This window comes from Pseudomonadales bacterium (assembly GCA_024234615.1).
Lineage (GTDB): Bacteria > Pseudomonadota > Gammaproteobacteria > Pseudomonadales > IMCC2047 > JAJFKB01.
The window spans coordinates 882,289-895,484 of the sequence record JACKNY010000001.1 but is presented as its reverse complement, the minus strand read 5'-3'; the positions used below and the strand labels follow the sequence as shown (position 1 = coordinate 895,484).

10 protein-coding genes and 1 tRNA gene are annotated in these 13,196 nt (G+C 49.1%); 1 reads left to right on the top strand and 10 read right to left on the bottom strand.

The genetic code is table 11. From position 1 onward, the window contains the following. Nucleotides 1-33: 33 nt before the first annotated feature. Nucleotides 34-2,370, bottom strand: a complete 2,337-nt coding sequence (locus H6995_04235) for a TonB-dependent receptor (protein MCP5214199.1) — start codon at nucleotides 2,368-2,370, stop codon at nucleotides 34-36. Nucleotides 2,371-2,676: 306 nt separating this feature from the next. On the opposite strand from H6995_04235, the gene H6995_04230 reads away from it, so the two are divergent. Continuing rightward, the gene (locus H6995_04230) at nucleotides 2,677-3,126 is read left to right on the top strand and encodes a MarR family transcriptional regulator (protein MCP5214198.1); all 450 of its coding nucleotides are present in this window, start codon (nucleotides 2,677-2,679) and stop codon (nucleotides 3,124-3,126) included. A gap of 6 nt (nucleotides 3,127-3,132) precedes the next feature. Here H6995_04230 and H6995_04225 read toward each other — a convergent pair whose 3' ends face one another. The 9 genes from H6995_04225 to H6995_04185 all read right to left on the bottom strand — a co-directional run bounded on the left by H6995_04225 (nucleotide 3,133) and on the right by H6995_04185 (nucleotide 13,064). Further along, the gene (locus H6995_04225) at nucleotides 3,133-4,500 is read right to left on the bottom strand and encodes a hypothetical protein (GenBank protein ID MCP5214197.1); all 1,368 of its coding nucleotides are present in this window, start codon (nucleotides 4,498-4,500) and stop codon (nucleotides 3,133-3,135) included. An 87-nt stretch (nucleotides 4,501-4,587) separates the two neighbouring features. Then, nucleotides 4,588-6,603: an enoyl-CoA hydratase/isomerase family protein gene (locus tag H6995_04220; GenBank protein MCP5214196.1), complete on the bottom strand. Its 2,016-nt coding sequence runs from the start codon at nucleotides 6,601-6,603 to the stop codon at nucleotides 4,588-4,590. 22 nt (nucleotides 6,604-6,625) lie between these two features. After that, nucleotides 6,626-7,834 (bottom strand): thiolase family protein, encoded by a 1,209-nt coding sequence (locus tag H6995_04215; GenBank protein ID MCP5214195.1) that lies wholly within the window; start codon nucleotides 7,832-7,834, stop codon nucleotides 6,626-6,628. A gap of 210 nt (nucleotides 7,835-8,044) precedes the next feature. Continuing rightward, complete coding sequence (locus H6995_04210) at nucleotides 8,045-9,061, bottom strand: AraC family transcriptional regulator (protein MCP5214194.1); 1,017 nt, start codon at nucleotides 9,059-9,061, stop codon at nucleotides 8,045-8,047. 119 nt (nucleotides 9,062-9,180) lie between these two features. Next, nucleotides 9,181-9,256: transfer RNA gene (locus tag H6995_04205), tRNA-Glu, on the bottom strand. Between the two features lie 114 nt (nucleotides 9,257-9,370). Next, nucleotides 9,371-10,039, bottom strand: coding sequence for a DNA-3-methyladenine glycosylase I (locus tag H6995_04200; protein MCP5214193.1), 669 nt, complete (start codon nucleotides 10,037-10,039; stop codon nucleotides 9,371-9,373). Continuing rightward, nucleotides 10,039-11,043, bottom strand: coding sequence for a ferrochelatase (locus H6995_04195; protein ID MCP5214192.1), 1,005 nt, complete (start codon nucleotides 11,041-11,043; stop codon nucleotides 10,039-10,041). The genes H6995_04200 and H6995_04195 overlap by 1 nt, the downstream gene beginning before the upstream one ends. Further along, nucleotides 11,036-12,367, bottom strand: coding sequence for a M18 family aminopeptidase (locus H6995_04190; GenBank protein ID MCP5214191.1), 1,332 nt, complete (start codon nucleotides 12,365-12,367; stop codon nucleotides 11,036-11,038). Before H6995_04190 ends, H6995_04195 begins: the two co-directional genes overlap by 8 nt. Beyond that, a complete protein-coding gene (locus tag H6995_04185) occupies nucleotides 12,360-13,064 on the bottom strand; it encodes an FKBP-type peptidyl-prolyl cis-trans isomerase (protein ID MCP5214190.1) in 705 nt (234 codons plus the stop codon). The genes H6995_04190 and H6995_04185 overlap by 8 nt, the downstream gene beginning before the upstream one ends. Between the last annotated feature and the right edge of the window lie 132 nt (nucleotides 13,065-13,196).

The window sequence follows — 13,196 nt, the reverse complement described above, 5'->3', positions numbered from 1 at the left end:
TTCAGCGATACCCCTGGTTGATTTCAGCCTTGTTTAAAACTCATATTGTAGATTTAGGAACCAAGTGCGCGGCCGCAGATAGGCAATCTCCGCATAGCCTGTTGCGGTCGTCAACGATGAATTCCCCGCCACGGGATAAGTCTCATCCGTGAGGTTAGTCACACCGGCAACTGCCCGCCAGGTTTGGTTGGCACTTTCCAGAGTTAAGGAGAAATTGAGCAACCCTTCTGCGTCCGACTGGGCAATTTCTGCCGTATTACCGGCATCGAAAAACTGCTCGTCGGTATAAGAATAATCCAGGCGTGGCGTCAACCTCATCCCTTCCAAATGAAAGGCATAGCCAACACCCAGGTTTGCGGTTACATCGGGCGTGTAGGGTAGCGAGTTACCCGCCGTCACCACCGCTGTGACGGCTCCCGCGGAGCTGGTGATATTCGACACCGAATCCACCGACGCATCCAAGTAGCCTAGGCTGCCTTCGATAATCAGGTTTTCATTGGGCGCGTAGGTAAACTCCAGTTCAGCGCCGTCTATTGAAGCCTCTCCAGCGTTAAACAACAGCGGCACGATGCCAACCCGGAAGGTAAATTGCAGATCGGTATAGTCCGTTGAGAATATCGCACCGTTAACCCGCAAGCTGTCAGAAATATCGGCTTTAAAACCAAACTCCAACGTTTCCGCCGTTTCCTCGTTAAATGCAGTCGGCTCCAGGTTCGGCTGAACCGCGTTATAGAGAGGATTCCAACCGCCACTCTTAAAGCCTTCGGAATAACTCAGATAGGTCATAAATGCTTCCGTCCATCGGTACTGAATACTCGCGGAAATGGACGCATCAGTAAAATCCAGTATCCGTTCATCCTGGGTGACAAAGCGCTCGGAAAAGCTAATCGCTCCAACTTCCTGGAATGCGTTTAACTTTACGGCTTTAGTTTCGTCGGTATAGCGTGCCCCTAAGGTAAGTGAAAGCTGATCGTTAAAATCATAGGTAAATTGCCCGAACACCGCCCAGTTTTCGTTATCGAGTCGAGCATTGTTAGTGACATCAACAAAATAGGGGGTGGCAGCGAACGGCGGCGGAGTGTAATCGACAAAGAGCGTTTCGTCGTATTCGTCTTCGTAGTAGAACAAACCCAGAACGCCATTCAGACCTTCGCTCGAATAGTTAAGCTGAAGCTCCTGGCTGAGCTGCTCACCTTCACTTTCCATAATGGTATGCAGTATGAGAAAGCCAGTATTATCAGCATCACGCTTACCACCCCAATCCAGTTCACGATAAGAGGTGATGGATTTTAAAGACCAGTTTTCACTCAACTCCCAATTGGCAATAGCCGCAAAACCCCAGCTTTCCAAGGTGCTTTCCAGTTCTGCTGTACCCGCATTTTTGAACTCCCCGCGTTGCCAGGTTGCATCGTTGGCACAGCGAGAATCAACCATCCCTGTTGGTACTGATGGCGGGGGAAAAGTTGCACCAGGACACCCTGCGGCAACACTCAAGGCGGCAGGAAATGCAGCATTTTCATTGATCGCCGCAAACACCAGCGGCACGCCGTTCTCATCCTCTTCAGAGTAGTCTAGTTTGATGGTCAGGTTAAAATCATCAGACGCTTCCCACAGCAATTTACCGGTTAGGGTGTAGGTATCGTCATCACCCAGATCAGTACCGTCTTCACGAAAAACATAGCCCTCTCGTTTTCTGGTGCCGTAGGTAAAACGTGATTTCAGCGTATCCGTCAGGGGGATATCCACCGCTCCGGAGAATTCGATCAACTCATCTTCTCCGAGACCCAGCTTCACTTTGCCGCCGAAATCATCACCTGGTTGCGCGGTGGTCAGAAGCACAGCACCACCAATGGTATTACGGCCAAAAAGCGTACCCTGTGGGCCGCGTAGAATTTGTACATTGGCGATATCCCGGAAATCCATTGCACCGCCCACCGACTGCCCGATATAGACATCATCAATATAAAGGCCAACACCAGGATCAACCGAGGAAGTCGCATCTGTTTGCCCGATACCCCGGATAAACACCTGGGACGCCGAACTATTACCCGTAATCGGGCCATAGGTCGCAAACTGCAGATTCGGTGAAACTTGGTCCAACTGTTCAGTGCCGCCAATCATTCGGCGATCCAAAGTCTCACTCGACATAGCGGTAATGGCAACTGGCGTGTCTTGCAAATTCTCCACCCGTTTTCGTGCAGTAACAACGACTTCCTCAATACCAAATCCAGCGGATTCGGCGGCGCTCAGACCGGGTGTAACGAATACAGCGGTAATGCCTAGCTGAATAGCATTCTTCGCAAATACTTTAAGATTAAATACCTTATCCTGATTTCTCATATAATTATCTCCCATAATTTTACAACTCATTTTTGCTTCCTCTCTTTTTCAAATCTCTTATTTCGCTTGAAAAAACCAAGCTTCTATCTACTTACTTGCCCCTATCAAATCCCCCTCCTCTACTCTGTAATTTAATACTTTTCCATCACAACCCAGCACAACAAGTTAATTATGTTTATTAACTATTTATGCTGTATCACCACCTATGATCTATACCTATTTAACGCGTTAAATTCGTCGTGCTCGTGTTTTATAGGCCGTTAGAATATACTGCCGACTAACGCCGTTGCGACTCGATTCCACCTGTTTGCTCGCCTAGAGACTGCCACCACTAGCATGAAAAACTCTCCACTTAACGATATTGATTATGGTGATTTACCCAACCATCTCGGTTTCCATATTCGTCGCACTTATACTGCCTATTTGCGGGTATTTACCACGCTTGTCGGCAGGCGTTTCGCCCTAAAAAGTCAGCAGTATTCAATTCTGGTGCTGACTAAACACAATCCCGGCATTACACCCTCGGCCATTGCCAGCGCCATTGAAGTTAAACGCTCCTTAATTGCCGTGCTAACAGAAGATTTACGCCAACGTGGTTTTATCAATATCAAAACCTCTGCTACCGACGGGCGCGAAAAACGTCTGCACCTGACGAAAAAAGGCCACACTTTCATTGACGAAGTCCGGCAACTGCTTCTCACTGAATTCGGTCCAGCACTTGCCAAAAAACTTTCTGCCAATGAAATCGCCACGCTGAACAAGATTCTTCCCAAGATTTATTCATAATAAACCTCATAGCTCATCTGCCTCTCTTTCCTGCTGAATATCCTCAATCCCTATTAGCAATATCGCACCCATCACGCCAACCAGTATGCCAACCCAAGGCATATTGAAGGTCACTAAGCTAAAGGCGGTTATTAGCGCCACTCCCATCTGTATCGATTTGCTCACCAGCCTGATAGCAATGCTGGCGCAGCCGAAAGCCGTCAAGGTTAGGGTTAGCGCTAAGGCAATTTTCATCAGTGGTGTTAACAGCGTGATCGCCGGCAAAAAGAAAAAGAACACGGGAAATCCAAGCAAGTAGAAAGAAGAAATACCGCTGTAAATCGAATCCATTTTCGCTCGGCCTTCACGCCAGCGTTTCAGAACAATGACCTGGGTCCCCGTCCACAGAAAGCCCTGCGTCGAGAAGAAAGGTGATGTTAAGGCCATCAACACATTACGCACCGCCAACGCTAAATGTGAGCGATTATTATTAATGAGAACCTTCTCGTCTGGCCGACTGGGAGCTGCGTCCTTGATTAACTCTGTACCGGTAATCAAATCGCCAAAGGTAGCGATATAGGCGATAAAAACAATGGGTAGGCCCTCAATGAACATATCCAGACTCGGCCATCCGATATAGAAAGGTGACACCTTTTGCCAAAGGCTGACGAAAGGTAAGCCAGTAAAACCCCAGGCTAGGTCAAATTTTAACTCACCGATCAGATACCCTGCGATCGCTGCCACCACGAGTGCTGGTAGCAAACCATAAGACCCAATAAAAGCCAGATACGAATGCTGACGGCAAAGTTTGATAAAGGGATGAGAAAAGGCGACGATAATACAGAGCGCTAACGCCAAGGTCATAGCGATAGGTTGGGATAGGTACGTTTCCCAATCCGCCACAAAGATACGATCTAAGGCCGCTAAACTGGCGCCCAATAACACGCCCGCCTTCACACTTAAGGGTATCAACTCAACAAATTTTTTGCCCAAGCCGGTAATGCCGAGCACCCCCACCAACAACGCAAAGTCGAGTGACATCGCCGTCATTGCCTGAAACCGCTCGTCGTAGCTATCGTAGGTTGAGAGGCTGAACGCCAACACAAAGGGCAAAGCTGGCGTCGTCCAGCCCGGACTAAAGGGTTCGCCAAATAAGATTGGAGACCAGTAGATCAACAGGGCGTGAATAAAACACATCGCCAGCGCTTCATTAAAGCTCAACCCAAATGACGCTTGCAAAATAGGCACCAGGGCGAACCCGATCGAGGTAGTTATAAAACTACCCTGCACCAATTCTGGCCATTCCACGCGGGTATGAATTAAGGGTATCCGGGCCGTAAAAGGGCCCCATTGATAACCTGGATGAACCTGGCCTTGATTACGCTGTTTGGGCATTTTTATGCTTCTCTGTATCACCACTAAAGGGATGTTAGCGCCAACAAACTACCGTACTTCAATAACCACTTTGTTAGTGGTAAAACTTTATTCCCCAATAAAAACCGCTGGTTTGCCAGTAATTATTCCGGTCAAGCCGACATAGGCGTCTTTGCTGGAAAAAATATCGAACAACCCATCAAGCTCTAACTGCAAAGCCCGATCAAGAGGAAGTTCGGCACCCTGATCAATTAGTTGCATGGATTTTTTAAGCGCCAAAGGTGCTTTGCGCCGCAACACCTTTTCATACTTTTGAAACATCGGATCGGCGAACAGCTCGGAGGACAATTCACCGTCAAAACGTTCAAATGCTTGCTCTTCAATAGCCATGGCTGGGGCTGACTGCTTGCTCACCACTAGCGCCGCAATTTCTTCCAAACTATTTGCTTCTGCTGCGATTGCATCCACCAGGCCATAACCTAGAGCGGTTTCAGCATTCACCATTGCACCAGTCGCAATCAGGTATTTTGCGAGGCCTTTACCAATCAGTCGCGGCGTACGCTGGGTTCCCCCCAAACCTGGGTAGATGCCGATACCGGTCTCTGGAAATGCTACAGCGAGACGTTGCGTCGCAATGCGATTGTCACAGGCCAGCGCCAGCTCCAAGCCACCGCCTAGCGCTAAACCGTCCAAAAATGCGATAGTCTGCTTTGACGAGTTGGCAATTTTGGATAACAGCGACTGCCCTGCCACCGTGAAATCGTAGGTCAACTGCAGATTCTGTTGCTCAATGTTATCGACAAAAAACTTAATATCCGCACCGGCCACAAAAGCTTTGCCACGGCCGAATAAAATAATTTTTTCTATAGCCGGATCCGAGTCCAACGTTGCAAAAGCCTTAGCCAAACAGTCGACTACCGCCGGATTGAGTGCATTCATGGCATCAGGACGGTTAAACTCAATCAAGCCAGTCGCGCCGATAACATGGGCTTTAACATGTTCAATCGTAAAACCTTTGGACTCATCTATTGCTGAAAATATCTTAGGCAGTGGTTGATCCCACCGCGCAAATACCCGCGTAATGATCTCTTGGCTTTTTGCCACCCCCAACTGATTCATTACTTCAAATGGGCCTAACGGCCAACGTAACCCTAATCTCGCGCCAAGGTCTGTATCAGTAGCGCTGGCAACACCTTCGCTTACTAGCTGTGCAGCTACACCCAGTGACATGGCTAATAGCCGGTCGGACACTTGCTGTTCGTCGTCCACTTTGCTCAAAGTCGAACTACAATCCCAATCTACAGCCTTGGCAACCTGGTCCTTTAGCGCTATTGAGGGCGCGTACATTGGTCCAAAGCGATCGGCCAGCGTTCGCGCAGAATGCATCGCAATAGGCACACCCGTGGCATTCATCAACGCAAAGGGGCCCATGCCGATATTGAATAGTCGCATAGCAACGCTATCGATAAACGCAATACTGCCCAGTCCTTCTTCCCATAACCGAGTCGCTTCGTTCAGCCAGGGCACAAAAAACCGGTTTACCGCAAAGCCGTCCACATCAGCAACCACAATCGGTGCCTTATCCTTGGCGTAGTAAAAATCAGTTAGCTGCGCTACTTTCGCCGCAACGGTATTCTGCCCCGGAATGATTTCAATTAGCTTGTTTTTTGCCGCATGATAAAAATAGTGAACCCCCAAAAAGCGGCTCTGGTTTGCCAACACGGAACCCAGCTCCGTTATCGAAAAGGAGGAGGTGTTGGACGCAATAATACAATCTGGCGAAACATTGGCCTCGATGTCTTTAAACACCTTCTGTTTGACGGCCATATCTTCAAACACAGCCTCGACCACAAATTCGCTCTCCTTTAAATCAGCATAATCAGTGGTGCAGTTTAGATTACAGATCAATGCGGCTTGTTTTTCCGCAGATAAAATGCGCCGCGTAACTGCCTCCTGCAATGAGCTGTCGATATTCGCTAACCCTCTATCCAAGCCCTGCTGGTTCATGTCCAGCAAAGTCACCTGCAGCCCTTTCATTAAAAAATGCTGACTGATCGCTGCACCCATCGTGCCCGCACCAATCACCGCAACCTTTGTTATTTCACTCGTCCTACCTAAAGACATTCTCATCTTCCTTCGCAATTATTTAGCTACGGCTATCGACTTGAATCACCACCGCCATCGCCGAATCTCCGGCAGCACAGCCTTCAAACAATCCATAACCACCGCCGCGCAGCACTAACTCTTCAATCATTTCAATAATGGCGCGTAATCCGGTCGGCGCCTGTGGGTGCCCCCAAATCAGTGAGCTGCCATAGTTATTCATGCTGTTCACATCCACACCCATCTGCTGAGCAAACAGGATATCGTTCACCGCGAAGGGATTATGCGACTTAATCACATCTATTTGCTGGATATCCAATTGTGCATTAGCGAGAGCCATGCGCGCCGCCGGTACCGTAGCTTCCGGCATATGCGCCAACTTTACGCGGGCGGCGCCAAAACCTAACAAACGAATGCGAATGGAGGGGTCTCGACTTAATCGTTGTGCAGTATCTGGGGATGCCAGCAGTAGCGAGGCGTTGCCGTCCGCTGGATGGGTTTGGCTACCAAAGGTGACCGTGCCATCCGCTTTAACCGGGCGTAGCGATGCCAACCCTTCAGCGGTCGATACAACAATACCTTCATCTCCCTCTATCGACGCAACAACCTTCTTGTAATTAGGTGTAGGCACTTCGAATGGCAAGCTCATGTAACGTTTCTGAAACGCGCTGTCATCAGCAAGCGCCATGGCATATTGCTCCTGTCGCCGTAGTACTAGATCATGCTGCTGCTCTTTACTAATACCATGCTTTTTAGCCACGTTCTCAGCCGTATCCAGCATTGCGTGCCGTCCCAGCGGATCACAGGAGAAATTATCCATCACCCAGTTTTCCTGATCGCCAGTACCACCTGGCCCTTTCGGGTTGGGATAATAGAGATGAGGACCATTAGAACAACGGTCTGCGGTAACGACCAAAGAACAATCCGCCATACCGGATTCAATTTCCTGCGCGGCATTCAACAGCGCCCTTGCCCCGGTCGCGCAAGCCTGCCCGATAGTCGGGCCACTGACTTGATGCGCGCCCAGCATCCCCATCAACCAGGGCACCCCATAAAATGAATGCTTTTGCGGAACCGAGGTACCTAACACGGCATGGTCAAAGATTTCCGGAGCAATCTCGCGTTTAGCTAACTCGCGCTTGGCCACCCAGGCAGCAAACTCCAGGCTATGGAGTGAGGACAGGCTACCCTGCCATTTACAAAAAGGAGTGGACCAGTAGGCTCCGTAAGGAATTTCGGCTTGAAAAGACACTTTGCACCCTCATTTAATCCAAATATCTAGCGCCGGAATAACCAGCACAATTATAAGCGACAGGGTGATTTTGTTGGTTTTATGCCGTAATAACAATGGCATAAAAGAACTGATAAATTAGCAAAAAAGATCACTACACACTTGGCATTGGTGCAATCAAAGGGATTATGAACAGGTAGCCTGTAGCATGAAGAAGTGCAAAAAGTACATCTACGCTACAACCGAATGACGGTATTCACCAGGGGTAACCCCCGTCCAACCTTTAAACGCGCGCACAAAGACACCAGGATCAGAATAGCCTACCAACTGCGCCACTTCGCTGACCGAAAGGGACTGTTGCGTTAAATGGTAGATAGCGACATCACGTCGCACCAGGTCCTTAATGCGCTGATAGGAAGTGCCCTCTGCTTTGAGTTTACGCCGCAGCGTTTGCTGGGTCAGATTCAGTCTTTGCGCGACCTCTTCCATTTCAGGTAAACCACTGTTGACCCTTTTTTCCAACAACAAACGAATTTGCTTGGTAACACTATCATCGGTGCGATGGCGCAAAAATAACTCAACCGGACAACGTGAGACAAACTCCTTCAAACTTGCCTCATTCTGAACCACGGCACGACTTAGATATTGTCGATTAAAACTGAAGCTAATTCGTGCGTGATCAAAGCGATGCAGCGTTGGAAACAGGAAGCGGTATTCATCGACATGTTCCGGAGGCGGATAGCTAAAGGTCGCTTCCTGTAGCAGCAGGTTCTCACCAATAAGCCAAGAGCTGTAACGGTGCCACGCCAACAGGATCAACTCAGTTAAAAGATGATCGGCATCGCGTTCCAAATCCTTTTGTTCCAACAGCAAGGTTGCTCTATTTTTGTCAACGATCAAAGACAGCTTATAGTCATCAAGCATCAAATCATAAAATCGAAAGCCTAATCTTAGCGCCTTCTCCAGATTTGGCTGAAACACCGTGAGTTTCCCCATCATATAGAAGGTACCCGGTTTACAGGGTGCACGACTTATGCCCAGGTTTTCATCCTGCAAGGCGCCCCACATTAACTGTACCAGACGAGCTAAGTTTTCTGTTCTAACTTTGGCCCCCGGCGCATCGATGACACCTGGGTCTATTGCTGATTCAGACAATAACGCATCAGCGTCGATACCACGTTTCTTGGCCTGATTGATAAGTGCCGAGACGTAATGATTGGTGGTGGTGTATTTTTCGATGGCATCCATTCGTGCATTTTACTGGCAAGTGCTATTAATTGGGAAATAACTGCGCCAGTCGCAGACGGGGTCTACTTAGAACTATAAGCTTGAAAAAAAAAGCCCAGCACATGGCTGGGCTTTCGAAATGGCGTCCCCTAGGGGGTTCGAACCCCTGTTACCGCCGTGAAAGGGCAGTGTCCTAGGCCTCTAGACGAAGGGGACGTTGTGACAAAACGGTGGTAAACCTTCAAAGAGGCGCGCATTGTATGAATACAATTCTCCAAGGTCAAGCTGTAGCGCATAAAATCCAAAATTTTTGCGCTTACCATAACCTTTTTAGCCGACACAAAAGGCCAGCATGCGACTAATCTGACAAAGTGGTCGCCCACTTTGCTCTTGCCACTGATTAAAAGCGGCTTGTACCAACTGCAAATCTGTCTGGCTGGTCGGCTTTTTGTCAACAATCCCCTGCGCTACCAGGGCCGCCACCACATCGTTAGTCAGCACAAAGGTATCTTTGCCCACCATCCGCAGAAAATAGGGGCCGGAGTTGCCGCCCAATTGCTTTCCCTGCTTGACCAGCCACTTCCATAAACCCACGATATCAGTTGTTGGCCACTGCGCCAGAAACTTTCCGAAGCTGCCGTATTGCTGTGCTACTTCAACGAGCATGAGTGCATTGTGGCGAATTGATTTAATTTTCCCCCAATGCCGAATAATACGTTTATCCTGCAAAGTGTTTTCCAACGCTTCGTCACTCATTAGCACCAGTTTATTGGGCTCGAAGTTGTAAAAGACTTCCTCAAACGCCGGCCACTTTTTATCGACCATTTCGTGTTTGAGTCCGGCGCGGAAGACGCGGCGGGATATTTCCGACAAATAGCGATCATCGCTGACAACAGCCAACTCTGCGGCTGACTTTGCTTGTGGTAGCAAAGCCTCCAACGCTTTTACGCCACCCTTTTGCTCCAGCGCGTGCTGATAAATCCATTCATATTTTCGCATCACCACCCTCCACTGTTGTTTTCCACCAGGGAAGCCAGACATTGTATAAACGCAGCGCGATCATTGAGTGCTGGAATATAACGGTACTCTTTGCCCCCCGCTTCGAGGAAAAAATCACGATTTTGAATCTTAATTTCTTCCAGGGTTTCCAAGCAATCCGCAGCAAATGCGGGGCAAATCACATCGACACTTTCGACACCCTCTTTGCCCCAGGCTTGCAAAACTTTATCCGTATAGGGTTTCACCCATTCCGCCGGGCCAAAGCGGGATTGGAAACTGCACAGCCATTGATCATCACTCAGGGCTAATTTGTCGGCGAGTGCTTGTGCCGTTGCTCGACATTGCCCAACGTAGGGATCACCCGCATCAACATAGCGCTCAGGCACACCATGAAAAGACATCAGCAAACGCTGAGCCTGCCCGTTTGACTGCCAGTGCTCTTGCACCGACTCTGCCAACGCTTCTATATATCCATCCAACAGGTGATAATCCTTGATAAAGCGCAATCCCGGTATATCCGGCTGCTGCCGTAAAGCTTTCGCTACCGCATCATATACAGCAGCAGTGGTGGTGCCGGAATATTGTGGATACAGTGGCAGCACCAATATTTTTTCACAACCTTGGTCACGCAAATCGTCAAGCGCCTGGGACACGGATGGGTTGCCGTAAGTCATGGCTAACACCACGGGGATTTTTGCTGATGTGCGCTGCTCAAGCTCCAACTGTAGTGCTTGCGCCTGGCGCTTACCGATGGCGAGCAAGGGCGAACCCGCTTCTGTCCAGACGGCCTGATAGAGTTTTGCCACCTTAGCCGGGCGCACCAGTAAAATTATGCCATTGAGGATAAACCACCAGAGTAGTCGGGGAGTATCGATCACACGCGGATCGGAAAGGAATTCACGAAGGTAACGCCGGACAGCGGAACTGGTAGGCTGATCTGGCGTCCCTAAATTAACCAGCAGCACACCAACGTTAGGCGTTCGCTGCTCGCGCTGCTCAGACACAGCTGCTCCGAGGAATACTATCGAGCTGATAAAAGGCGCTAAGTGCTTTGAACAGGTGAACCGTATCCTGACTACCGGCCAGCTCACGAATGGAGTGCATGGCAAAAGTGGGGATACCGATATCCAGCGTTCGTACGCCAATTTCAGTGGCAGTGATGGGCCCAATGGTAGAGCCGCACCCCATATCCGACCGTACTACAAATGACTGTACTGGCACTTCTTGACTAGCACACAACTGCCTAAACACTGCGCCCGTTTCACTATTCGTGGCATAGCGCTGCGAGGCATTGACCTTGATCACCGGCCCCGCGTTAAACAATGGGCCGTGATTATCATCATATTTCGCGGCATAGTTCGGATGAATACCGTGAGCGTTATCCACCGAAACCATCATTGAGTTAGCAACGGTTTGATGACGAGATTGCGACTCGGGGGCCAGGCGCTCTAACACGGTTTGCAACAAATTACCGCGTGCGCCCGCAGCAGAGCCACTACCGACCTCTTCATGGTCAGAGCAGACTAAAAGACTGGGACGGCACTGTTCATTACTCTGTGCCTGTAACAGCGCCTGCAATCCCAGATAACAGCTCAACAGGTTATCTAACCGAGCGCTCGCGATAAATTCCTGATTTAATCCGGTAATTGCCGGAGCTTCGGTATCGTAACAATAGATTTCATAATCCAGCACATGACTAGCTTCCAGACCATCCTTTGTTAACTGTTCTAGAACGAGCTCCTTAAAACTCCAAGGCTCATCCTGTGGCCACAGCCCAAGCACGATCGGTATATCGGTCTGCGCATTAATACTGCGCGCCGTGTTCGCTTCTTTATCCAGATGGATGGCGAGACTAGGTATAGTTGCGACCGGCTGCTTAAAATCAATCAGAGCATTTTTGATCGCGCCCGTTTTATCTGCATAAGTAACCCGCCCGGCTAAAGATAGATCACGATCAAACCAAGGATTTAATAGCGCACCACCGTACACTTCAACACCGAGTTGGCGGAAGCCTTTAATACTCATTTCAGGATTAGGCTTGATTTTTAAACAGGGGCTATCGGTATGCGCACCAACCATACGCAAGCCCGACTGACGCAGGTCTTGGCCGCTAAGATTAAATGCGATGATCGACGAGTCGTTGCGCGTCACATAATATTTACCAGCAGCCGACAATGCCCATTCATCCTGCTCGAATAGGCGCTGATAGCCCACCTGAGACAAGGTTAACGCCATTTCCCGAACCGCATGAAATGGCGTCGGTGATGCTTGTAAAAAGCGAATTAAGCCTTGATTTAACTCCGCTTGATTTAATGCGTTTTTATTCACTAGCGGCGGTTTTCTCTGGTTTCACAATTTCCAGTAACTCCACGTCAAAGATAAGCGTTGAATTTGGCGGGATAGCTGCGCCAGGACTCATTTCGCCATAGGCTAACTCGGCGGGAATATAAAGGCGCCATTTACTACCAACTTTCATGAGTTGTAACGCTTCGGTCCAACCTGGAATAACCTGATTAACGGCAAACTGTGTCGGCTCTCCCCGGTCGACAGAACTGTCGAAAACCGTACCGTCAATCAAGGTGCCATGATAATGGGTTTTAACTAGGCTATCTGAGTTGGGTTGAGCACCTTCACCAGCGGTGAGCACTTCATACTGAAGTCCGGACTCAGTGGTTACCACTCCTTCACGAGAGCCATTTTCAGCTAAAAAGCTAGCGCCCTTAGCCGCATTTTCTTCTGCCACCGCATCAAGTTTAGCTTGTTCTCTGTCGCGTAGGCGTCCTAACACCTGCTCCAATTCTTCTTGATTAACCATCGGTTCGGCGCCGCTCAAGGAATCTCTAATGCCTTGAAATATGGCCTCGCTATTGATGCCGGGCAACCCCTGCTGCACCAAGCCACCACCGATGTTGAGGCCAACACCATAACTTAATTTGTCTTCATCCGACGCCAAGGTCAAGGCTTCTTCAGTCTTGGTCGAATCGGTATTTTTGTTATCACAACCAACCAGAGTGAAAACAAGCATTGCTAAAATAAGATAAAAAGTGCGAATCATGAGATTATTCCCTAAACTTAATAACGCGAAACCGCTATGATCATTTTGGTAGGTGGGTTTTATCTTACATTCAGCAATAACGACAAGTGCTGTTTTAAAGAC

Excerpts from the sequence above, each read along its gene's own strand:
- H6995_04235 (MCP5214199.1), bottom strand. The coding sequence starts at position 2,370 with ATGAGTTGTAAAATTATGGGAGATAATTATATGAGAAATCAGGATAAG.
- H6995_04230 (MCP5214198.1), top strand. The coding sequence starts at position 2,677 with ATGAAAAACTCTCCACTTAACGATATTGATTATGGTGATTTACCCAAC.
- H6995_04225 (MCP5214197.1), bottom strand. The coding sequence starts at position 4,500 with ATGCCCAAACAGCGTAATCAAGGCCAGGTTCATCCAGGTTATCAATGG.
- H6995_04220 (MCP5214196.1), bottom strand. The coding sequence starts at position 6,603 with ATGTCTTTAGGTAGGACGAGTGAAATAACAAAGGTTGCGGTGATTGGT.
- H6995_04210 (MCP5214194.1), bottom strand. The coding sequence starts at position 9,061 with ATGGATGCCATCGAAAAATACACCACCACCAATCATTACGTCTCGGCA.
- H6995_04200 (MCP5214193.1), bottom strand. The coding sequence starts at position 10,039 with ATGCGAAAATATGAATGGATTTATCAGCACGCGCTGGAGCAAAAGGGT.
- H6995_04185 (MCP5214190.1), bottom strand. The coding sequence starts at position 13,064 with ATGCTTGTTTTCACTCTGGTTGGTTGTGATAACAAAAATACCGATTCG.